Origin of the sequence: Cryptosporangium minutisporangium (assembly GCF_039536245.1) — a bacterium.
Taxonomy (GTDB): domain Bacteria; phylum Actinomycetota; class Actinomycetes; order Mycobacteriales; family Cryptosporangiaceae; genus Cryptosporangium; species Cryptosporangium minutisporangium.
The window spans coordinates 20,105-40,397 of record NZ_BAAAYN010000050.1; the positions used below are offsets into that span (position 1 = coordinate 20,105).

General features: G+C 70.5%; 21 protein-coding genes. 10 read left to right on the forward strand and 11 right to left on the reverse strand.

The window, feature by feature from the left end; translation table 11 throughout:
- The first annotated feature begins 29 nt into the window (after nt 1–29).
- Entirely contained in the window at nt 30–746 is a 717-nt protein-coding gene (locus tag ABEB28_RS35040) for a hypothetical protein (protein ID WP_345732569.1), read from the forward strand.
- A gap of 63 nt (nt 747–809) precedes the next feature.
- Here the strand turns inward: ABEB28_RS35040 and ABEB28_RS35045 are convergent, their stop codons facing one another.
- The gene (locus ABEB28_RS35045) at nt 810–1,454 is read right to left on the reverse strand and encodes an NUDIX hydrolase (RefSeq protein ID WP_345732570.1); all 645 of its coding nucleotides are present in this window, start codon (nt 1,452–1,454) and stop codon (nt 810–812) included.
- 71 nt (nt 1,455–1,525) lie between these two features.
- A complete protein-coding gene (locus tag ABEB28_RS35050; protein ID WP_345732571.1) occupies nt 1,526–3,124 on the reverse strand; it encodes a methyl-accepting chemotaxis protein in 1,599 nt (532 codons plus the stop codon).
- A 159-nt stretch (nt 3,125–3,283) separates the two neighbouring features.
- On the opposite strand from ABEB28_RS35050, the gene ABEB28_RS35055 reads away from it, so the two are divergent.
- Nucleotides 3,284–3,646, forward strand: coding sequence for an MmcQ/YjbR family DNA-binding protein (locus tag ABEB28_RS35055; protein WP_345732572.1), 363 nt, complete (start codon nt 3,284–3,286; stop codon nt 3,644–3,646).
- 10 nt (nt 3,647–3,656) lie between these two features.
- Here the strand turns inward: ABEB28_RS35055 and ABEB28_RS35060 are convergent, their stop codons facing one another.
- Entirely contained in the window at nt 3,657–4,733 is a 1,077-nt protein-coding gene (locus ABEB28_RS35060) for a hypothetical protein (protein WP_345732573.1), read from the reverse strand.
- Nucleotides 4,734–4,831: 98 nt separating this feature from the next.
- On the opposite strand from ABEB28_RS35060, the gene ABEB28_RS35065 reads away from it, so the two are divergent.
- From ABEB28_RS35065 to ABEB28_RS35080, 4 genes are read left to right on the forward strand one after another with little or no spacing between them, the layout of a single operon-like run.
- Nucleotides 4,832–5,311: a DUF2975 domain-containing protein gene (locus ABEB28_RS35065; protein ID WP_345732574.1), complete on the forward strand. Its 480-nt coding sequence runs from the start codon at nt 4,832–4,834 to the stop codon at nt 5,309–5,311.
- Nucleotides 5,311–5,586, forward strand: a complete 276-nt coding sequence (locus ABEB28_RS35070) for a helix-turn-helix domain-containing protein (RefSeq protein ID WP_345732575.1) — start codon at nt 5,311–5,313, stop codon at nt 5,584–5,586. The genes ABEB28_RS35065 and ABEB28_RS35070 overlap by 1 nt, the downstream gene beginning before the upstream one ends.
- Nucleotides 5,583–5,747 (forward strand): hypothetical protein, encoded by a 165-nt coding sequence (locus ABEB28_RS35075; RefSeq protein ID WP_345732576.1) that lies wholly within the window; start codon nt 5,583–5,585, stop codon nt 5,745–5,747. The genes ABEB28_RS35070 and ABEB28_RS35075 overlap by 4 nt, the downstream gene beginning before the upstream one ends.
- A 50-nt stretch (nt 5,748–5,797) precedes the next feature.
- The gene (locus ABEB28_RS35080) at nt 5,798–6,673 is read left to right on the forward strand and encodes a TIGR03619 family F420-dependent LLM class oxidoreductase (protein WP_345732577.1); all 876 of its coding nucleotides are present in this window, start codon (nt 5,798–5,800) and stop codon (nt 6,671–6,673) included.
- A 23-nt stretch (nt 6,674–6,696) separates the two neighbouring features.
- Here ABEB28_RS35080 and ABEB28_RS35085 read toward each other — a convergent pair whose 3' ends face one another.
- Nucleotides 6,697–8,088: a M20/M25/M40 family metallo-hydrolase gene (locus ABEB28_RS35085; protein WP_345732578.1), complete on the reverse strand. Its 1,392-nt coding sequence runs from the start codon at nt 8,086–8,088 to the stop codon at nt 6,697–6,699.
- 191 nt (nt 8,089–8,279) lie between these two features.
- Here ABEB28_RS35085 and ABEB28_RS35090 point away from each other — a divergent pair, with 191 nt between their 5' ends.
- Nucleotides 8,280–8,642: an anti-sigma factor antagonist gene (locus ABEB28_RS35090; protein ID WP_345732579.1), complete on the forward strand. Its 363-nt coding sequence runs from the start codon at nt 8,280–8,282 to the stop codon at nt 8,640–8,642.
- Between the two features lie 38 nt (nt 8,643–8,680).
- Entirely contained in the window at nt 8,681–9,391 is a 711-nt protein-coding gene (locus ABEB28_RS35095) for a GAF and ANTAR domain-containing protein (RefSeq protein WP_345732580.1), read from the forward strand.
- A 24-nt stretch (nt 9,392–9,415) separates the two neighbouring features.
- On the opposite strand, the gene ABEB28_RS35100 is transcribed toward ABEB28_RS35095, so the two are convergent.
- The gene (locus ABEB28_RS35100; RefSeq protein WP_345732581.1) at nt 9,416–10,432 is read right to left on the reverse strand and encodes an oxygenase MpaB family protein; all 1,017 of its coding nucleotides are present in this window, start codon (nt 10,430–10,432) and stop codon (nt 9,416–9,418) included.
- An 83-nt stretch (nt 10,433–10,515) separates the two neighbouring features.
- Between ABEB28_RS35100 and ABEB28_RS35105 the strand changes: the two genes are divergently transcribed.
- The gene (locus tag ABEB28_RS35105; RefSeq protein WP_345732582.1) at nt 10,516–11,109 is read left to right on the forward strand and encodes a TetR/AcrR family transcriptional regulator; all 594 of its coding nucleotides are present in this window, start codon (nt 10,516–10,518) and stop codon (nt 11,107–11,109) included.
- 5 nt (nt 11,110–11,114) lie between these two features.
- Here ABEB28_RS35105 and ABEB28_RS35110 read toward each other — a convergent pair whose 3' ends face one another.
- From ABEB28_RS35110 to ABEB28_RS35125, 4 genes are all read right to left on the reverse strand, one after another.
- Nucleotides 11,115–11,867 carry a DUF4184 family protein gene (locus ABEB28_RS35110; RefSeq protein WP_345732583.1) on the reverse strand — a complete coding sequence of 251 codons (753 nt, stop codon included), beginning with the start codon at nt 11,865–11,867 and terminating at the stop codon, nt 11,115–11,117.
- 47 nt (nt 11,868–11,914) lie between these two features.
- Complete coding sequence (locus ABEB28_RS35115) at nt 11,915–12,205, reverse strand: hypothetical protein (RefSeq protein ID WP_345732584.1); 291 nt, start codon at nt 12,203–12,205, stop codon at nt 11,915–11,917.
- A gap of 86 nt (nt 12,206–12,291) precedes the next feature.
- Nucleotides 12,292–14,409, reverse strand: coding sequence for a glycogen debranching protein GlgX (glgX, locus tag ABEB28_RS35120; protein WP_345732585.1), 2,118 nt, complete (start codon nt 14,407–14,409; stop codon nt 12,292–12,294).
- Nucleotides 14,410–14,562: 153 nt separating this feature from the next.
- A complete protein-coding gene (locus ABEB28_RS35125) occupies nt 14,563–14,859 on the reverse strand; it encodes a hypothetical protein (RefSeq protein ID WP_345732586.1) in 297 nt (98 codons plus the stop codon).
- A 180-nt stretch (nt 14,860–15,039) separates the two neighbouring features.
- Between ABEB28_RS35125 and ABEB28_RS35130 the strand changes: the two genes are divergently transcribed.
- Entirely contained in the window at nt 15,040–15,657 is a 618-nt protein-coding gene (locus ABEB28_RS35130) for a LuxR C-terminal-related transcriptional regulator (protein ID WP_345732587.1), read from the forward strand.
- Nucleotides 15,658–15,668: 11 nt separating this feature from the next.
- On the opposite strand, the gene ABEB28_RS35135 is transcribed toward ABEB28_RS35130, so the two are convergent.
- On the reverse strand, nt 15,669–19,187 hold the full coding sequence (locus tag ABEB28_RS35135; protein WP_345732588.1) for an AAA family ATPase: 3,519 nt from the start codon (nt 19,185–19,187) through the stop codon (nt 15,669–15,671).
- A complete protein-coding gene (locus ABEB28_RS35140; protein ID WP_345732589.1) occupies nt 19,184–20,080 on the reverse strand; it encodes an S-4TM family putative pore-forming effector in 897 nt (298 codons plus the stop codon). Before ABEB28_RS35140 ends, ABEB28_RS35135 begins: the two co-directional genes overlap by 4 nt.
- Nucleotides 20,081–20,293 lie beyond the last annotated feature (213 nt).

Here is a 20,293-nt window from a genome sequence, read left to right on the forward strand (position 1 = left end):
GACACTCGGCGCACGAACGGACCGAGCACGTGCCCCCGTCCGCGTTGCCGCTGCTGGCGAGCAGTGGCCGGGACACCGCGGTCATCCTGCTGGCCACCGCCACCGCGATCTTCCTCGCGCTGGCCGTCGCGCTGAGCCTGATGCTCTGGCGGGCGCGATCCGACGGCAACACGCTCGCGGCCGGCACCGCGTCGGCGTCGCCCAGCACGCCGGACGCGTCCGCCGCGGCGCAGCCGGTGGCACCGGCGCCGTCAGCACCCGCGGCCGTTCCCGGCGAGACGGCCGCGTCCGCCGCGCAGGAGGCGGAGGAGTCGGCGCACGCGGAGGAGTCGGCGCACGCGGAGGAGTCGGCCACCGCCGAGGCGGAGGCGTCCGAGACCGCACAGGCGGAGGCGACCGCCCACGCCACCGAGTCCGCGACGGCCGACCCGGACGCCGCGACGACGGACCACGGCTACCTGCCGGTCACCGGGAAGAACCCGGCCGTCCCCTGGCTGATCGGTAGCGGACTCGGCCTGACGCTCGCCGGGTTCGTGCTGGCCGGCGGCGCGCGGCGCCGGGTCTCGATCGTCTTCCCGACGGGGGACGCCGGCCTGTCCGCCGTCGAGGCGCTGCGCCAGGCACTGGAGGAGCGGGAGCCGCCGAAGTACGCGGATCCGCAGCCCCGGCGGCTCGACCCGGCCGACCAGACCATCCGCCTGCGACGCGTCGCGGAGCGCGCTGCACCCCGGCGCCCCGCCGACTGAGCCCTCTCGGTCGCCGCGGCCGAATGGTCCGACCGGGCCGACCGGCGACCGGCGACCGGCGAGTCAGTCGAAGTCGGTCGGCGCCGTCCGGTCCTGCGCGTGGACGTGCATCCGCACCAGCTGCTCAGCGGTGGTCCGCCCCGTTGACAGCGGCGGAAGCGCGTCGAGCGGAAAGAACCCGACGTCGCTGGTCTCCCCGTCCAGACCCGCCACCGGCACGCCGTCGTCGAGCCGCTCCATGACGAAGAACAGCTTGTAGATGTGCCACGGCCCCGCCGGCGAGTGCCCGTTGTGGACGCTGCCGTCGTGGACGGCGGCCAGCTTCACCGCGCGGACCGCGAGCCCGGCCTCCTCCGCGAACTCACGTTCGGCGGCCGACGCCGGCCGGTCGAGCGCGTCCGCCCAGCCGCCCGGCAGCGTCCAGCGGCCGTCCCGGGCCTCCCGGACCAGCAGCACGCGGCCGTCCTCGAACAGCGCGCCGCGGACGTCCACCTTGGGCGTGGCGTGACCGGCCTCCAGCGCCAGCACCGCCTCGACCTCCGCCGGTACGCCGTCGGAGATCAAGCCCATCAGCTCCGCGGAGAGCGCACGCATCCGGGTGTAGCGGTCCTGGTCGTAGTGGTCGGTGGCGTAGGTGAGCCCGTTCTGGGCCATCGCGGCGAGCTCGATGGCGATTCGGTGCAGCGTCGGGGCGAGCGCGGTGGTCATGGCGCGATCGTCACACGGCGGCGCCCGCTTCCCGGCCGAGAGAAGCGGGCGCCGCTGCGGACTCGGTCGTCTCAGTAGGTGAAGCGAGCCACCAGGCCCTGGAGCTCGGACGACATCTGGGCGAGCTCGGTCGCGGCCGAGCGGGTGTCGTCGACGGTGGCGGTGGTCCGCCGGGTGGCGTCGGAGACCCCGGCGATCGTCGCGGCGATGTTGCCCGCGCCGTCCGCCGCGTCGGTCAGCGTCCGGTTCATCTCCTGCGTGGTCGCGGTCTGCTCCTCGACGGCGGACGCGATCGTCAGCTGGATGTCGTTGATCCGCTCGATGATCGACGAGATCTGATCGATCGCCTCGACCGCACCCGACGTGTCCGACTGGATCGTCTGCACCCGCTGGACGATGTCCTCGGTGGCCTTCGCGGTCTCCTGGGCGAGGTCCTTCACCTCGTTCGCGACCACCGCGAAGCCCTTGCCCGCCTCACCGGCGCGCGCGGCCTCGATCGTCGCGTTCAGCGCCAGCAGGTTGGTCTGCTCCGCGATCGAGGTGATCACCTTGACCACGGTCGCGATCTCGGTGGACGACTCGCCGAGCCGGGCGACGGTCGCGTTGGTGGCCGCGGCGACCTGCACCGCCTGCGCGGCGACCTCACTGGCCTCGGCTGTCGACTGGCTGATGTCCCGGATCGCGGCCCCCATCTCCTGCGACCCCGAGGAGACGACCTGCAGGTTCCCGGAGACGACGTCCGCTGCTGCGGCGACCGCGTCGGCCTGGTTGGACGCCTCGTTCGCCGCCGAGCCGACCGCGCCGGACACCGACGTCAGCCGTTCCGCCGCACCTTGCAGCGTGGTGGCGTTGCCGGCCAGCGACACGATGTCCTGCCGGAGCCGGCCGATGCCGCGGTCGAGCGAGGACGCCATCTGGCCCACCTCGTCCCGGACCGTGACGCCCGAGGTGCGGGTCAGGTCGCCGACGGCGAGACCCTCCGCGACGTGGGCCACCCCGGCAACCGCCTTCCGGACCCGGTTGGCGACCCGCAGGCCGAGGTACAGGCTGAGCACGACGCCGACCACCAGCAAGATCAGGATCGTCCGGGTCGCGGCGGCCGCGTCGTCCTTCGCCTCCTTGATCGCGCTGCGGGCGTCGGCCGTGGCCTTCTCCTGGAGCGCCGCCTGGTCCTCTCCCAGCGCGCCGTAGAGCTCGGCGTACTTGGCGAAGCCGGCGGCCAACGCCGCCGGGTCGGTCGACACGGCACTGGACGTGACGCCGCTCATGAACTCGAGGAAGCCCGCCCAGTCGGCCCTGGTCTTCTCGACCAGCTGCGCTCCGGCGGAGTCGGTCAGGTTCGCCGCCAGCGTGTCGAGCGCGGCGGTGATCTGCTCCTGGTTCGCCGTCATCCCCTCGCGGATCGTGGCGGCCTGCGACGGGTAGAGACGCAGCGCGGAGACGCCGCCGCCGTAGGACTCGATGCTCTTGGCGAACTGCCCGGACGCGCTGAGCACAGTGATGCTGCGGCTCTGCGTGGCCGCCGCCGTGTTGTTGAGGTCGCGCACGGTCTTGATCGCCAACCCGCCGACGATCACGCCGATGACTGTCGCGACCAGCACCGCCGACGCGATCTTCGTCCGCAGTGAGCGGTCGTCAAAGATCGCCCATACCCCGCGCTGTCCGGCCACTACGGTTCCCTTCGATCGACACTGCCTGCCTGTTCGGCCAAAACGAGGCTGATCGGAGAGTTTCAGGCGGTGAAATGTGCGTACCGGGCATCGCACAGGCGTCCGAACCGGGTCGCTACCCTGTCCGCATGCGGGACAGGGCGGCGCACGAGGACGTCGATGGCTGACGCGCAGAACGTGCGGCGGATCGCAATGGCGCTGCCGCACGTCGTCGAGATCGACAGCGAGGGCTTCGACTTCCGGGTCGCCAACAAGGGGTTCGTCTGGTCCTACCCGGAGCGGGCGCCGGGCGGCCCCCGCCGCATCCGCACCGACGTCGCGGTGCTCTTCGTCGGCGACGAGGCGGAGAAGCAGGCGTTGTTGCTCGGCGAGCCCGAACTCTTCTTCACCACCCCCGCCTACGACGGCCTGCCGCTCGTGATGGTGCGGCTGGAGCGCGTCGACGTCGATCGCCTGGAGGAGCTGATCACCGACGCGTGGCGGATGCGCGCCCCGGAGGAACTCGCCGACGATCTGGCGTGAGCGCCGCGGGTCAGCGCTGCGGCCACGCCCCGGGATACCCCGGTGAGGGCTGCGGCGGGAGCTGACCCGCGAACGCGGGCACCCCTGCGCCACCCGTAGCCGCCGCACCGGGCGCGCTCGGCGAACCGCCCGCCTTGCGCTTCACCCACGCGGTGGCCGACTCGCTGCCGACCAGCGCCACCGCCACTGAGAACAGCACCGTCTGCACGAACCCGAGCGCCAGGAACGCCTGCCCCATCGCGTTCAGCGTCGCGTCCTCGTCGAGGTAGAGCTCCATGCTGTCGTAGTAGGTGAGCAGCGCGACCCCGAGCAGGACCGTCGCGGTCACGACGCCCCACCGCCCGAAGAAGAACACCAGCCGCCGCGCCCAGTTCCAGCCGGGCAGCGCGAGCGCGGTCCCGCCCACGAAGACCAGCCCGCCCACCGCGGCGACGACCCCGTAGATCAGCAGCATCGTCGCCTCGTCGTCCACCCCGCCGTAGTACCCGGCCGCGAACGCCTTCGCTCCCGACCGGATCGCCGCCCACACGCCGGCCTGCACGCCGCCCAGCACGATGCCGAACGCGAACAGCACGATCGCGACGATGATCCACCGGCGTCCGGCGGTGAGCGACGGCGCGGGGCGGGCTTCGATCCGGGCGTTCCGGTAACGGCGCGCGTCCGGCAGCACGAGCGCGATCAACGCGCCGAACTGCGCGAGGACGTGCAGGAAGAGGACCACCGCGATCGGCAGATTCATCGCGCGCACTGCGGGGGCGCCGCCGTCGTCGGTGAACGCGGCGATCGCCGTCACCACGAGGACGAACTGCACGAACACCCAGCCCGACACGAGCACCCTGGCCACCGTGTGCGCAGTCGGCTTGCCGTCGGCCGCGACGACGAGGAGCCGGCCGATCGCGACCGGCACCGGCGCCAGGAGGATCAGCGGGTACACCCCGGCGCTGAGTTCGAACTCGCCGTCCTCGCCGGCCCTCACCACCAGCAACGCGAAGTAGGCCAGGTACGCGACGAGACCAGTGGCGGCGGAGACGTAGGACGCGACGACGGCCAGCCGGACCGAGAAGGGCCTCACGGGTAATTCGGACACCCGCAAGTTCTACCGCATCCGCCTCACTGATCACCCTGATAGTAACCATTCGATAGCTACCTATTGACTTTCGATAGGTAGCTAGTGATAGTCGATCCATGATCACAGAGCATCGAGCGGTTGCCGCGCTCCGCGTCTTCCTCGTCGTCCTGTTCGGCATCCTGGTGATGTTTCAGACCTTTTCGCTGCCCGGACAATTCGCGCACATGGCGGAGGAGGACCCGGACTTCGCCTACCTGAGATGGCCGGCGACCGCCGTGTCCGCCTTCTGGCTGCTCTGCGTCCAGGTGGTGATCGTGGCGATCTGGAACCTGCTGACCCGGGTCAAGAACGACCGCATCTTCAGCGAGGACTCGTTCCGGTGGGTGAACGCGATCCTCGGGGCGATCGCCGCCGGCTGGGTCGTCCTGCTGGGCGTTTTCCTCTACGTCGGGTTCAACGCGACGGACCCGGGCCTGCCGCTGGTGCTGTTCCTTCTCCTGGTCGGCGTCGCGATCGTCGGGCTGCTGATGGTCGTCATGCGAGCGCTGCTGCGCCAGGCCACGAACCTGCACAGCGACATGCAAGCGGTGATCTGATGCCCATCGTCGTACGGATCGACGTCGAACTGGCCAAACGCAAGATGAGCGTCGGAGAGTTCGCCGAACGAGTCGGACTCACGCCCGCGAACGTCGCGGTGCTCAAGAACGGGCGGGCCAAAGCCGTCCGGTTCAGCACCCTCGAAGCCATGTGCCGGGTACTCGACTGCCAACCCGGTGACCTCCTCGAATGGGTCGAGGACGGCCAAGCCATCCCGAACGACCCAGCCATTCAGAACGACCCAGCCCTCGACGCCGAAACGGAGCTCTCGTGAAGTTCATCCTGGTCCTGCTCGCGCTTCTGGGGATCGCGATCGGCGCGTTCGGCGTCGTGTACGGCGAAGCCGACGACTCGCCGGGCCTCCAGCTGCTCGGGGTCCTGATCGTCGCCGGCACGCTCGTCTTCGGGATCCGAACCCTCCGTCGCAGCCGCTAGTTTCCTAGAACACGTTCCAGAATGCGGCCGAGCCGGTAACGTCAACGCCCGTGAAATGGACACTGGCAGCGGCGCTGGTGCCGGCCGGCCACCTTCTCGACCTCGCCCGCACGGCCGAAGAAAACGGCTACAACTCCCTGGCCTTACCCGACTCGGTGTTCTACCCCGAGCACGTCTCGGCCAAGTACCCGTACACCAAGGACGGCAGCCGGTTCTGGCCCGCGGAGACGGAGTTCATCGATCCGTTCGTCGCGATCCCGGCGATGGCCGCCGTCACCACCCGCCTGGAGTTCCACACCAACGTCTACAAGCTCCCGCTCCGCGACCCGCTCCTCACCGCCAAGCAGGTCGCGTCGATCGCGGTGATGTCGGACAACCGGTTCGCGCTCGGCGTCGGGCTCTCCTGGATCCCGGAGGAGTTCGCGTTCACCCACACCGAGATGCGCACCCGCGGCGCCCGGACCGACGAGGCCATCGAGATCATCAAAGCGGTGTGCGCCGGTAAAGGGCCGCAGTGGGTGGAGTACCACGGCCGTCACTACGACTTCGACCGGCTGATGATCGCCCCCGCACCCGACCGGCCGGTACCGATCTACGTCGGCGGTCACAGCGAGCCCGCACTGGCCCGCACCGCCCGGATCGGCGACGGCTGGATCTCCGTCAACACGTCCCCGAACAAGATCATCGACGCGTGCGCCCGGCTCGCCGAGCTACGCGCCGAGCACGGCCGGGCCGACCAGCCGTTCGAGATCATCGCCGGTCCGGTCGGCGACGTCAGCCGGGACGACTACCGGCGCCTGGAGGACGCCGGGGTCACCGAGTGCCAGGCCGCGCCCTGGTGGCAGTACGGCGTTCCGCTCGACGACCACGCCGGCCTGATCGACGCGACGCGTCGCTTCGCCGACGAGGTGATCGCCCGCTACTGACGACCCGCCCGGCGCCGGGCGGGTCACTCCCCGCCCGGCTGGTCGGACGCCAGCCGCGACCAGAGTGAGGCCAGGGTGGCGGCACCGGCCAGCAGGACGTCGATCGACACCCGCTCGTCGCTGTCGTGCCACCGGTCCTCGGGCAGCCCGGTGCCGAACAGGATCACCGGGGCGTCCAGCGCGCGGCCCAGCAGCTCGGTCGGGCCACCGCCCGCGTTGCCCATCCGGCCGGGAACCGCTCCGAACCCGTCCTCCATCGCGTCGGCCAGTACCCGGACCGCGGGGTGGTCGTCGGCGATCCGGTACGGCTCCTGGGCGGCCTCCTCGGCCACCGTGAGCTCGTACTCGACGGCGTCGCTGATCGTGTCGGCGACCCAGCGGCGCAGTTGCTCGGCCACGGCCGCGCCGGTTTGGTCGGAGACCGTCCGGAAGCTCAGGCTCGCGGTCGCTTCGGCCGGGATCGCGCCGCGGGGCACTCCGATCGGGTCGCCGCCGATGATGCTGAGGACCTCGACTGCCGGGCGCGCCCAGAGCCGCTCGAGGACCGTGTACCCCTCCTCGCCCGCGATCGCGCGGCTCTCCGTCCGCTGCAGCCAGTCCTCCACCGTGAACGGCAGCGCGGCGTACGCCTCCCGGACCTGCTCGGACGGGTCGGTGACGTCGTCGTAGAAGCCGGGCAGCGCGATCCGACCTTTGTCGTCCAGGAGCTTCGCCAGCAGCTCGGAGAGGGCCAGGATCGGGTTCGGCGCCGGCCCGGAGACCGCGCCGGCGTGGATGTCCCGGAGCGGTCCGAAGACCCGCAGCTGGGCCAGGAGCTGGCCGCGCACGCTGGTGCAGACCGCCGGGTGGTCGGCCCGCCAGAGCATCGTGTCGGAGAAGACGATCAGATCGACGTCGAGGCGCTCGCGGTGCTCCCCGATCAGGCCCTCGAGCTGCGCGCTCCCGGCTTCCTCCTCGCCCTCGACGAGGAACTTGAGGTTGACGGCCGGTGCGTCGCGTCCGGTGGTGGCCAGGTGCGCGCGGATGCCCCAGAGGTGGGCGAGCACCTGTCCCTTGGCGTCGGAGGTGCCGCGGCCGTAGAGGCGGCCGTCGCGCAGCGCGGGTTCGAACGGCGGTGTCTCCTCCCACTCGCCGTCCTTCGCCGCCCGGACGTCGTGGTGGCTGTAGACCAGCACCGTGGGTGCCCCCGGCGCCGCGCACCACTCCGCGTACACCGCAGGAGCGTCCGGCGGGCCCCAGACCTCGGTGAGCGGGAACCCGGTGTCGCGCAGCGCTCCGGCCAGCCAATTCGCGGAGCGGCGCAGGTCGATCTCGTATTCCGGGACTCCGGCGACGGAGCGGAGGCGCACCCAGCCGATCAACTCCTCGATCAAGCGCGCGCGGTGGGCGTCCAGATAGTCCGAAGCGGTGGTCATCCGGGCTCCTGTTCGGTGCGGCGAGGGACCGCCGCGATTCCCACCCCACCGGCACCCAAACGTCACTAACAGCACAGAAGGGCGCGTCTCCCCCTGCAGCTCCGACTACCAGCGGGTAGAGTGAACGGCGGTTCGGACATGAGCCTGGAGTGCCTCGATCGGCGCTCCTCCCTGCCCTCGAGGGAACGGCCGTGTCCATCGACGAACTGCTCCCGCCCGACCGCCCGTTGTCGCTGACGATCCGTGGCCACGAGAGCGTGCCGGTGATCGAGATCCGCGGCGAGCTCGAGGAGCGGAACGCACCCCGCCTTCCGGAGCTGGTCGAACGCGTGCTGCAGGAGTCCGCTCCGCGCCGCGTCGTCCTCGACCTCTCGGGGGTCACGTTCATGACCGCCGCCGGTGTCCGGGCGCTGCTGTTCGCCCGCCGGGCGGTGGAGTCCACCGCGACGCCGCTGGTTCTGTGCGCCCCCTCCCCCATCGCGCGCACGGTCCTTCGGGCGACCGGTGACGTCCGGTACTTCCACATCCAGCGGGATGCACCAGCCGAAGGGTAGGGCCGCACCGCGCACCGAGCATGCGCCAGGATGGTCGCATGGAGCTGACCGAGAACCAGCTGCGCGAGATCACGGCATTGGCCGGGGCGGTGCTCGGCCAGGACGACCTCGTGGGCACTCTGCAGGAGATCACCCGGATCGCGGCCCGGATCGTGCCGGGGACCGACGCCGTCTCGATCACGACGTTCCAGGACGGCCGCCCCACCGCCGTCGCGTTCAGCGACGAGTGGGCGAAAGAGCTCGACGAGCTGCAGTTCGACGAGCGCGAAGGCCCCTGTCTCGACGCGACCCGCACCGGCAACCTCTTCCGCATGCAGGACCTGGAAGCGGACACGCGCTGGCCCGCCTACACCGAGCGGGCGACCCGCCACGGCGCCCGGAGCGCGGTGTCGATCCCGCTGCACTCCGAGGTCGGGAACTTTGGCGCGATGAACCTCTACTCCCGGACGCCGGACGCGTTCACCGGTGAGGCCGTCGCGCTCGCCCAGGTCCTCGCCGGCCAGGCCGGCCACGCCAGCCTGGTCGCCGCCGCGTTCTTCCGCCACCGCGACCTCGCCGAGCAGCTGCGCGAGGCGATCCGCTCCCGCAGCGTCATCGACCAGGCGATGGGGGTGCTGATGGCGCAGCGCAAGATCACCGCGGACGCCGCGTTCGGGCTGCTCCGGGACGCTTCCCAGCACCGGAACGTCAAGCTTCGCCTGGTGGCGCAGGAGGTCGTCGACACCGGCACGCTGCCCGGCCGCGGCTGATCGCCGGTCGCGCCGACCGTTCGGTCAGAGCGCGGCTTCGATCTCGCTCCGCGTCCGGACCGGATCGGGCCCGGCCGGTCGGGTGACCGCGACCGGTGCCGCGAGCGGCACGGTGCCCGCCGCGACCCGGGCCTGCGCCTCCCGGAATTCGCGTAACGGACCGGTCGCCCGGTGCAGGCCGTTGACCGCCAGCCACAACGACGTCCGGCGGGCGTGGAGCGTCGCCCGGTTGGGCGGCTGGTACAGCGCCAGCTTCTGGGCCCAGCGCGGGAGCATGTCGCGGGCCGCCCAGTCCATGAACGCGCTCCCGGGCTGCCACGGCGGCACGGTGCTGTCCCGGAGGTTCGGTCCGGTGCCGAAGGCTTTGATCGGCGTGAGCGCCAGCTTCGGCAGGTAGGACTCCAGGCACTCGGCCACCTCGGCCTTGGTGGCCGGCAGCTCGGTGCCGCCGAGCGCTTCGCCGACCCGGACGAACTCGCCGTAGTAGCGGTCGAGAGCCGGGCCGCGGAGCGGGCTGCGGTGGTAACGCTCGTGCGCGGTCGCCAAGCCCCAGACGACCGTGGCGTAGTTCCAGCGCAGCCAGTCCGGGTCGTCGGCGTCGTAGCGCAGACCGTCGGGCCGGACGCCCTTGACCGTGTGGTGCATCGCGCGCACCGTCCGCGCCAGGTTCTCCGCGGTGCGCGTGGAGCCGTAGGCCGTGCCGATGAAGAACGCGATCGAGTGCCCGAGCCGTACGGCGGCCCCCTCCGGGTCGACGTTGCCGGTGGGCACCCCGTCGACCCGTTCGACCAAACGGGAGTGGTCGTACCCCATCCAGCTGATGCTCGGGTCGAGCCCTTCGATGTAGGCCGCGGCGACCAGGCCGAGGACGACCGTGGGGAGGTGCGAGTGCACGTACCAGACCGCGCTGTCCGGGCCGAACCAGCCCGGGTCACCCTCGGGCTCCCGGAACTCCATGCCCCGGAAGAACTTCGACCGGATATCGGTGTCGAAGCTCCGCTCGAAGCGGGTGGCGACGCGGGCGGCGACGAAGTTCGACATCGGCATCCTCCAGTTCTGGATACGACCGTAACCAGACTAGCCAGCTGGCTACGACCGTGTCCAGACTCCGGTACCGTGACCGCATGGCGAATCTCTCGACGCGATGGGCAGGCGTTCCGGCGGCCGGTCGCAAGGCCGAGCGCCGCACGATGCTGGTCCAGGCCGGATTTCGCCTCTTCGGCGCGGACGGCGAAGCGGCGTTGACCGTGCGCGCCGTGTGCCGGGAAGCGGAGTTGCACACCCGCTACTTCTACGAGAGCTTCGCCGACACCGGAGCGCTCCTGGCGGCCGTCTACGACCAGCAGGCGGCGGCACTCGGCGACGTCCTCGCCGGCGCGCTGGCGACGGCCGGCCTCGGCCCGGAGTCCCGCGTCCGCGCCGGCATCCGCAGCGTGCTCCGATTCATCAGCGACGATCCCCGCCGCGGCCGCGTGCTGTTCGCCGACACCGTCTCCACTCGGCGCCGGGAGGCGGAGACGGCGCTGCTGGAGAGCCTCATCGCCAGTAGTGGTGCGCGGAGCCCGTCACTCTCGATGCGGGTCGCCGCGACGATGTTCACCGGGGCCATGACCGAACTGGCCCGGCAGTGGGCGGACGGGCGGCTCGGCGACGACCTGGACGCCGTCGTCGACAGCGCCGTCGAACTCTCGCTGGCGCTGCAGTCGACGAGGCGGTAGCGGCCTCACCGCGCCGTCGGCGCCTCGGCCGGCGTCGCGCTCCGCACGAGCAAGGCCCCGATCACCACCCCGGCCGCGACGCCCAAACTGACGCGGATCACCGCGCCGGCGACGAACGACCCGGCGCCGAGGCCCCAGAGCACGCCGACGAGCCCACCGACTCCTACCGCGGCCCAGAAGCGCCCGACGGCGGCCCGCGGCGCGGTGCCGGTGCTCTGCACGTCCGGCAGCGTCCGCAGCACCAGGCCCAGCAGAACGAGGCCGAGCACGAGCCCGAGCACGGTGCTGCCGCGCTGCGCCAGCTTCGCGCCGGTGAACGTGGCGCCGAGGATCTCGTGCGAGTCGCGGAGCCACGGCACCGTCCGTGCGCCCCAGCGACCGGCGTGGGTGAACGAGTCCCAGCCGACGTGCGTCAGCGCCCCGAAGAGGGCACTGACGCCGGTGAGGACGAGCGGTGGACGCCGCGCGCCGATCGCCCGCAGCCGCCGCAACGGCAGCCCGAGCGGCTCGGGAAGACAGTCGGCGACCGCCGGTGCGAGCCGACGGGTGACGACCGCCGCGACCGCCGCCGCCGGTACGGCCAGGAGCAGCAGACCGGCCGGCGCGTGCGCGTCGACGGCGAACCGGGAGCCCACCAGCACGTAGGCCCAGTCGGGCGCCATCGAACCCAGCGCCAGCGCCGTGCCGTCGAACCACCGGGGGCGCCCCAGTTTGAGGGCGAACGCGGGCACCTGGTAGGCGAGGTAGGTCAGCGGCACGGACGTCATGATGCGACAGCGCCGCCACTGCCTCGCGTGCTACCGGATCAGCGCTGCTCGACGTGGATCCGCACGCCGCCGGTCTCGTCGACCAATCCCCTCTCGGTGGCGTGCGCCATCATCGTGTCGAAACCCGACCGCCAGCCGATCTCGGTCACGACCGGACCGGCGAGGTCGACGAGCGTCTGCGCGGGCACCACGAGGTGGTCCCGGTCGATCCAGGTCCCGACCGTAGCGGCGGCGGCTTCGCCGTCCGGCCCTTCGAGGATCAGCGAGAGCGTGGTGAAGTCGCGCGCAGCGTCGAGGATGACGCCTTGCGCCGAGGCACGGAGGAGCACGGGGTTTGGTCCTCTCGAATCCGACAAGTGACATAACGGTTCGAGAAGTATGACAGTAAGAAGAACGCCCGGTTCGGTGGAACGGGTCAGTACTTGCAGCGCAGCACCGCGACGCTGTGCGCGCCGAGCTCGAGCTCTCCCCCGGCCTTCAGGTCCGCCGCGACGTCCGGCGCCGCGAGCAGCAGCGGGTCGGCGGTGTCCACGACGATCTCCCACGCACGCCCGTACGCACCGCCGGGCAGCCGGCACGGCGTCGTCTCCGCCGACGGGTTGAACAGCAGCAGGAACGAGTCGTCGGTGATCGGCTCGCCGAGCGGGTCCGATTCGTGGATGCCGTTTCCGTTGAGGAACACGACGATCGCCCTGGTCCCGTCCGCACTCCAGTCCGCCGAGGTCATCGGCTCGCCGTCCGGGCGCAGCCAGGCGATGTCCGCGATCCCTCCGTCGCCGACCGGTTCGCCGAGGAAGAACCGCCGCCGCCGGAACAGCGGGTGGTCGGCGCGTAGCCGGACCAGCGCGGCGGTGAAGCGGGTCAGCACCTCGTGGTCACGGGCGGTGTCCCAGTTGACCCAGGACAGGTCGTTGTCCTGGCAGTAGACGTTGTTGTTGCCGCGCTGGGTGCGGCCGAGCTCGTCGCCGTGGGCGAGCATCGGCACGCCCTGGGAGAGCAGCAGCGTGGCCAGGAAATTGCGTTTCTGCTGCTCGCGGAGCGCAAGGATGTCGGCGTCGTCGGTCGGCCCCTCGACGCCGCCGTTCCACGAACGGTTGTGACTTTCGCCGTCGTTGTTGTCCTCGCCGTTGGCCTGGTTGTGCTTCTCGTTGTAGGAGACCAGGTCGGTGAGGGTGAACCCGTCATGGGCGACGACGAAGTTGATCGACGCGACGGGGCGGCGCCCGTCGATCTCGTAGAGGTCGGAGGAGCCGGCGAACCGGGACGCGAACTCGCCGAGCGTTCCGGGCTCCCCGCGCCAGAAGTCCCGCACGGTGTCGCGGTACTTGCCGTTCCACTCGGTCCACAGCGGCGGGAAGCCACCGACCTGGTAGCCGCCGTCACCGACGTCCCAGGGCTCGGCGATCAGCTTGACCTGGCTGACGACCGGGTCCTGGTTGACCAGGTCGAAGAACGCCGCCAGCCGGTCGACCTCGTGGAACTCGCGGGCGAGCGCCGAGGCCAGGTCGAACCGGAAGCCGTCGACGTGCATCTCGGTGACCCAGTACCGCAGCGAATCCATCAGCAGCCGCAGCGACTCCGGATGCTGGACGTTGAGGCTGTTCCCGGTGCCGGTCGTGTCGTAGTAGTGCTGCCGGTCGCCGTCGACGAGCCGGTAGTACGCGGCGTTGTCGATGCCGCGGAAGCTCAGCGTCGGACCCAGATGGTTGCCCTCCGCGGTGTGGTTGTAGACGACGTCGAGGATCACCTCGATGCCGGCCCGGTGCAGGGTCTTGACCATCGACTTGAACTCCTGCACCTGACCGCCGTGACCTCGGAACGAGGCGTAGCCGTTGTGCGGCGCGAAGAACCCGATCGTGTTGTAACCCCAGTAGTTCGACAACCCGCGCTCGCGCAGCCCGCTGTCGTGGACGAACTGGTGGACCGGCATCAGCTCGACCGCGGTCACGCCCAGGCGCCGGAAGTAGTCGATCATCACCGGGTGCGCCAGGCCGGAGTAGGTGCCCCGGACGTCCTCGGGGATCCGCGGGTGCTGGATCGTCATGCCCTTGACGTGGGCTTCGTAGATCACGGACTCGTGGTACGGAATGCGTAGCGGACGGTCGTTGGCCCAGTCGAAGAATGGGTTGATCACCACCGACCGCATGGCTTTGGGCGCGGAGTCACTCGCGTTGAACGACGTCGGGTCGCCGAAGTCGTAGGAGAAGAGTTCCTGGCCCCACTCGTACTCCCCGTCGATCGCCTTGGCGTACGGGTCGAGCAGCAGCTTGTTCGGGTTGCACCGAGCACCGGCCGCCGGGTCGTACGGCCCGTGCACCCGGTAGCCGTAGCGCTGGCCGGGCACGACCCTCGGGAGGTAGCCGTGCCAGACCAGCGCTTCCCGCTCCGGAAGATCGATCCGGGTCTCCTTGCCGGACTCGTCGAACAGGCACAGTTCGACCCGCTCCGCGACCTCGGAGAACACCGCGAAGTTCGTGCCGCCGCCGTCGTAGGAGGCACCGAGCGGATAAGGAGAGCCCGGCCACATCGTCATCGTGCTCCTACTCGTCTCAAGAAGCGCGTGGACCGCGCCTGGGAACGGCTTCCCCACGAGACGCGCGTCAAACGACGCAGCGGGACACTTGGAAGGCCGACCCTGCCGATCCGGCGCGCGGCACACACCGACCGGAGGAAGAGGTGAGTCCGGCTAGCAGTCGTGCTCGAGCGCGAGGAGCGCGAGCCGAACGACGTCGAGCGAGACCGCTTGCCCGACCACTCGCCGTACTCGGTCCGGCTCCTTCGCCGCAGCGCGGTAGTCGCCGTGCCAATAGTCACCGCACGCCTTCTCGACGAGTGGCACCGCCGCTGCGACCTCAGCTTCGAGGCCGGGATCCTCCTGAGCGGGAAGCGGACGATCCGTGCCATAGATCGCCATCCGGATAGCGCTTCCCATCTGCTCGTCGCCCATCAGCACCCCCAGGCCGAGTCCATCCCCTCGCTCCACGCTAGGGAGCCACCGCGCCGGAGGCCTCTGACGCCGGTCGTCGGACACCCGCCGAGTTGGTGGCAGGACCCTGCCGTACTGCCGCCGAACCTCCCGATCCGGCCGGTGCTTAGGCTGTGCTTTTGTTTCGCCGGTCGAAAGCAGTCCGTCCGCGCCGTTCGGAAGGGATCGACACCGGCCGTGGGGGTTCAGGTCGCGGTGCTCGACCCGCTGCCGATGTTCCGGCGGGGGGCCGAGGCGCTGCTGTCTGCCGCCGGCTACGTCGTGGAGACGCCGGACGACGCGTTGGCGTGGGCCCGGCGCGTGCAGCGCGGCGTCGTGCTACTCACGCTCGACGGTGAGGACGCGTGGCGCCTCCTCGGCGAGGTGACTCGGCTCCACCCCATCCGATCGGTCATTGCGGTGGTCGATGGTGGTGCTGTGCAACTCGCTCTGCGTGCGGTGCACACCGGCGCTCAGTCCGTCGTGCCTCGGCAGCTGACCGCCGAGGCGTTGACCCGCGCCGTGGACGCGGCCGTCGCGGGACAGTCCGTGCTGCCCGCCGAGGTTCTGGCCGCATTACGGGAGAGTGCCGCGCCGCGTACGTCAACAGGATCGCCGCTCAGCCGCGAGCAGGTGTCGTGGCTGAGCGAACTCGCTGACGGCACGACCGTCGCTCGCCTGGCCCGACGGGTGGGCTACTCGGAGCGAGCGATGTTCCGTCACTTGCGCGACACCTACCAGCAGCTGGGCGTCCGCGACCGGACGCAGGCAATCCTCCGCGCGCAGGAGCAGGGCTGGTTCGCCGATCCGGACTGACCATAGCCGGATCAGAACGCGGCAGCACCGCCGTTGATCGCGTCCAGCACCGGGGAGTACCTTTCCGGCTTCGCCGAGATCTGGGCGAGCCGCGTGACGAGGACACTCAGCCGCGCGTTGGTTCCCGGCGTCGGAACAGCGTTCTCGCCGCGCACTCGCCAGAACATCTCGGCCGCCTCGGCGAGCGCGGCGGGGTCACCGCCACGGCACCGCGCTAGAGCCGCGTAGTCCCACGCGGCGAGGTCCTCGGGGTCCCGCACGAGTTGCGCACCGGCTTCCTTGGAGAGCGTCTCGAACAGCTCGTCCGCCCGCGTCGCTTCGTCGTTCTCGCGCGCGAGAATCGCCTGCAAGGCGAGGACGAGAAACGCGCGGCCCGGCACTCGCAGCCGCCCGGCGCGCGTGATCTCCTGGTTGGCGGCGTCGGGTCGATCCAGATAGAGGTAGGCAAGGCACAATGTCGTACGCGCCTGCAGCGCGACCACCGGATCGCCGAGGGACCGCACCCAGTCGATCGCACGCGTCGCGTAGTCAACAGCCTTCGCTATCCTTTCGACGTCCTTCGTCGTCGCCAGGATCAGATCGGCGCGCGCATCCCAGCACTGCGCGCGCGAGGACCGGTCCGCCTGGTCGAGCGCGTAGCCCTCAGCCCGGCCGAGGTAGCTCCAGGCGGCATCGATCTCACCGAGTTCCGCCTTCCAACGGGCCGCCCGCACGGCGATGCCCACCGCTTCCGGCGGACCGGGCCAGCCCGCTTCTCGGAGGGCGCCGGCGACGGCCAGTGCCTGCTCCGCGAGGTCCACGGCCGCGCCGTACCGTCCCCACCGCCGCTCGCAGGCGGCCAGGCCGGACAGGACGGCCATCTCGCACCGGCGATCGCCGTTCTCTCGAGCGAGCAAAAGGGCCTGCTGGTACGTCTCCCAGGCGCGCTTCGTCTGCCCTTCGTCCCAGTCCATCGCCGCCTGGTTGCCGAGGATCGTTCCCTGGAACTGCCGGTACTTGGGCTCGCTGTGCCGGAGCGCGGCCGCGTACGCCGGCCGCGCGCTGTCGAAGTCACCACGGGAACCGTGGATGTCGGCGAGCGCCAGGTGGTTGGACATTTCGTGGAAGTCGTCCAGGTGCTCGACGAGCGCCAGCCGCTGGGCGAGCAGCAACTCGCGGTGGTTCCAGCCCTGCAGGTAGACCTCGTCGAGGGCGTCGACCAGGTTCTTCGCCTCCGCGAACTGTCCCAGGCGGAGGAGCAGCGAGAGTTCGGCGAAATGGATCTGGAGTCCGGGTACGTCGGTGGGGATGGTCCGGGTGCGTCGCGCCAGGAGGACCAGGGCGGCGCGCGCGAGGTAATCGTGCAAGGAGCGCTCGCCGAACGGGAAGTCGTCCTGTGGACGGTCCCGCAGGTAATCCAGGATGTTCGCTGCGTCAGCGGGGGCCAGGTGGTATCGCCCGTCGACGTGGCGGACCACGCGGTGCTTCGTCAAGTAGTTGAGTGTTTCGCGCGTCGATCGGGCCGGCCGATCGACCAGCTTCTGCACGTCCTCGATCGGCACCGGCGTGCCGAGCGCAGCGAGTGCGCACAGCACTTGTCGACGTACGACACGGGAGGGAGTCACCAGGTCTTCGATGAGCGTCCGATCGATCTCCTTGGTCGACAGCCCGGACAGGCGCTGCGCGACGTTGTCGGGCCAGAAGTCGATCTCGGTGTCGGCGAGGACCAGCTGCAGCAGCGCAGTGCGACGCGGGTTGCCGCCGAGCAGAGAATGCACGGCCCGTAGCGCGGACGGCTCCAGCTCCCGGAGACCATCACCGCCCGGGGCGAGGTGTGCGACGTACTCCTCGAAGTCGGTCAAGTCGAGGCCGGCGACCTCGACACGTGCAGCCTCGCCCAGCCAGGGGGCGTCCGAGAGCGACAACAGCTCCGGCGGCCCGACTAGCAGAACCTTCACGCGTTTCGGTGTTCGATTCTCGATCACTTCGAGTGCCGCGTTCAGGCTCACGTCGATCGTGCCACCGTCAATCAGGTGCTCGGCGGCGTCGAGAACGACGACCACGCGGGTGTCGCCTAGCGACTCGATCGCCGCCGCCAACCAGGGCAGCGGTGGCCAGTTGACCCGCGGCACGCCGGCCGTGGGGTTCTCCACGATCGCGTCGATGAGCGTCTTGATGTCCGGATGACGCCACGGGCTTGCCTCGTGCGTGACGACATGGACAGCCGCACTGCTCTCCGGCCGGAAGTTCGTGAGGACCTCATCGACGATGCGTGACTTCCCTATCCCCGCTTCTCCGGTGACGAGGATGACGCCGGCACGTTCCTCGTCCCGGAGCGCCTCGGTGAGGAGCCGGCATTCGTCGTCCCGGCCGATCAGCTCGCCCTGAGCGTCGGCCGCCACGCGGTACCGCACCGATGCAGGACCGGAGCGCGGAAGGAGCTCGCGGGTGAGCGCCGCGGCGAGCCGCGCGCACCATCGCTGTCCACGCGCGCCGGTCGAGTCGTACGTTGAGTGGAGCAACGCCTGCGCGAGCAGGGAGACGCGCCACTGGCGATCCCAGTACTTGCCGAGACCGTCTCTCGTGTACGGCCCGCTCAGCGCATCGACGAGGTCGACGACGACTGGCGGCAGAAGCCTGATCTCCGGTCCGGCCCGGCGTAGCAGTTGGCCGATCAGCGCGTCGCCCGCCGCTTCGCTCATCGACCGCACGTCCTCGACCAGGAGTGAGATCAGCAGCGTCGCCGGGTCGCGACTCAACGGCGCATCCGGTGCGAAACTCGCCAGGTCGATCAGCTGGAAGCCACTGGGGTCGGGCATGCCGTCCGGTCGGGCGGGCACGAGCACATTCCCTCCGTGCAGATCTCCGTGCGCGTACCCCACCACGTCATGATCCTTGCGCTCCGACATGGTCGATCGCAGCGCGTGCGCGAGCGTCAGCAGAGAGGGGCGCTCCTCCGGCGCCATCCTGGACGCGAGCCCTTCGACGCGCCCTGCCCACCTGTCCGACGGCACCTCGGTGTCGTCGTTGGCCGACAGTTCGACGCGCAGCAGCTCGATCGTTCCGCGAGGCTCGCCGACTTGCGGACGGCGCGGCCCCCCGTTCCACCGTTCCCAGAGGCCGGCCCGGACCTCCGCTGCTGCCGCCGCCCAGGTCGTCCGCGGCAATCCAGCGAGCGGCCGCATGTCGGTCGGGTTGGTGCCGGCCAGTGCCTGAAGCAGGAAGGAGCCGTCTCCGCACCGGATCCGGTCCAACGGCCGGACCAGGTGCTCTCGGAAGGTGCTTGCAGCATCTAGCCACGCCTGGTGGTGCCGCTGGCTCTCCCGCTGCGTGCGGGACGCTGGGCACCACTTGACAATGCACAAGCGCGGATTCTCCGCCAGGGTATCGATCTCCCGGAGGATCACCGCGGCGAGAATGGCCCTGCTGTACCCCTTCCCCTGCCACGACTCGTCGCACTTCGCCGAGAGGCTGCGCGCCTCCAAGGCCTCCCGCAGCACCGTGGCACGCGCAGCGCCGAACACCCGAACCAACCCGTCCGACGCAGTCATGACGACGCCGGCTTCTGCCGCAGAACCGCCTCCAGCTCCCTCATGATCGACCCGAAGTCCTCGCGGTCCGACTCCCGGTGCCGCAGGAAGAACAGGTTCGGCACCCGCGGTACCCGGACCCGCGTCAAGAACAGGAGGGTCTGCACTTCGCGGGTGAGCTGCGGGAGCACCGCCTCCACCTCGCGGTCCCGCACGGACCGCCGGACGGACTCGCTCAGCAGCTTGAGGACCCGTTCCCGGTCTTCGGCGACCGCACGGTGCGCGCGCCACGTGTCGATCGAGAGCAACAGGACGCCCAGCGCGGGCACGTACCACCGGGTGACCATCGCGACGAGCGTCAGGCTGTTCACGACCGCCACGATCGGACCGACAACGGCCAGTGCCGCGGCCCCGGTGAGCACGGCGTGGGCATACCGTCTGCGGAGGCGCGCCCCCCAGGCGAGGCTCTGCTGCTGGCAGGCGACCACGTCGTAGGGCGACGGCACGTCGGGGACCTCGTAGTAGTCCACGATCAGCTCGTCCGGCCCCCGGTACTGTTTGCTCAACCGGCGGACCTCGTGCGGCTGGACCGGATCCCCCGCGACCACCGCGTTCCACGTCATATCGAACAACTCGACGTCGAACATCTCCTGGAGGACCGAGGCTTTCCGGAGTTCCTGATTGCTCCAGCCCGCCAGTCCCAGGCTGTAGAGAGCCGCCCACACTCCACCGAGGACTGCGGCGAGCCCGGCGAGGGAGCTCACGAAAGCAGAGACCAGCCCGATGGCCGCGACGAGCACGGAGACGGCCAGTCGCAACAGGTCGATGTGTTGGACCCGGCGATGCGCCACCGCGCTGGCCCGAAGCAGGTCCAGCAGTCTCGGATCGTTCTGACGCTCGATGAGCGACGCCACTCTCGCCCCCTCGGATCCCCACAGTCCGAGTTACCCCACACACCCAGCGTAGGCGTTGCGCGGTCCGCGCCGCAGGAAAGCCCATCAATCGTCAGCGGAGGGAGCGCGGACCCAGCGCGAGCCGGTTCGCGGCAGTACAGGGCTCCTTGTCTGCGTGACGCCGACGACGCCGCGCCCGTGTTCGCGCTTGTCCGGGGTACGTTCGGGGCGCCC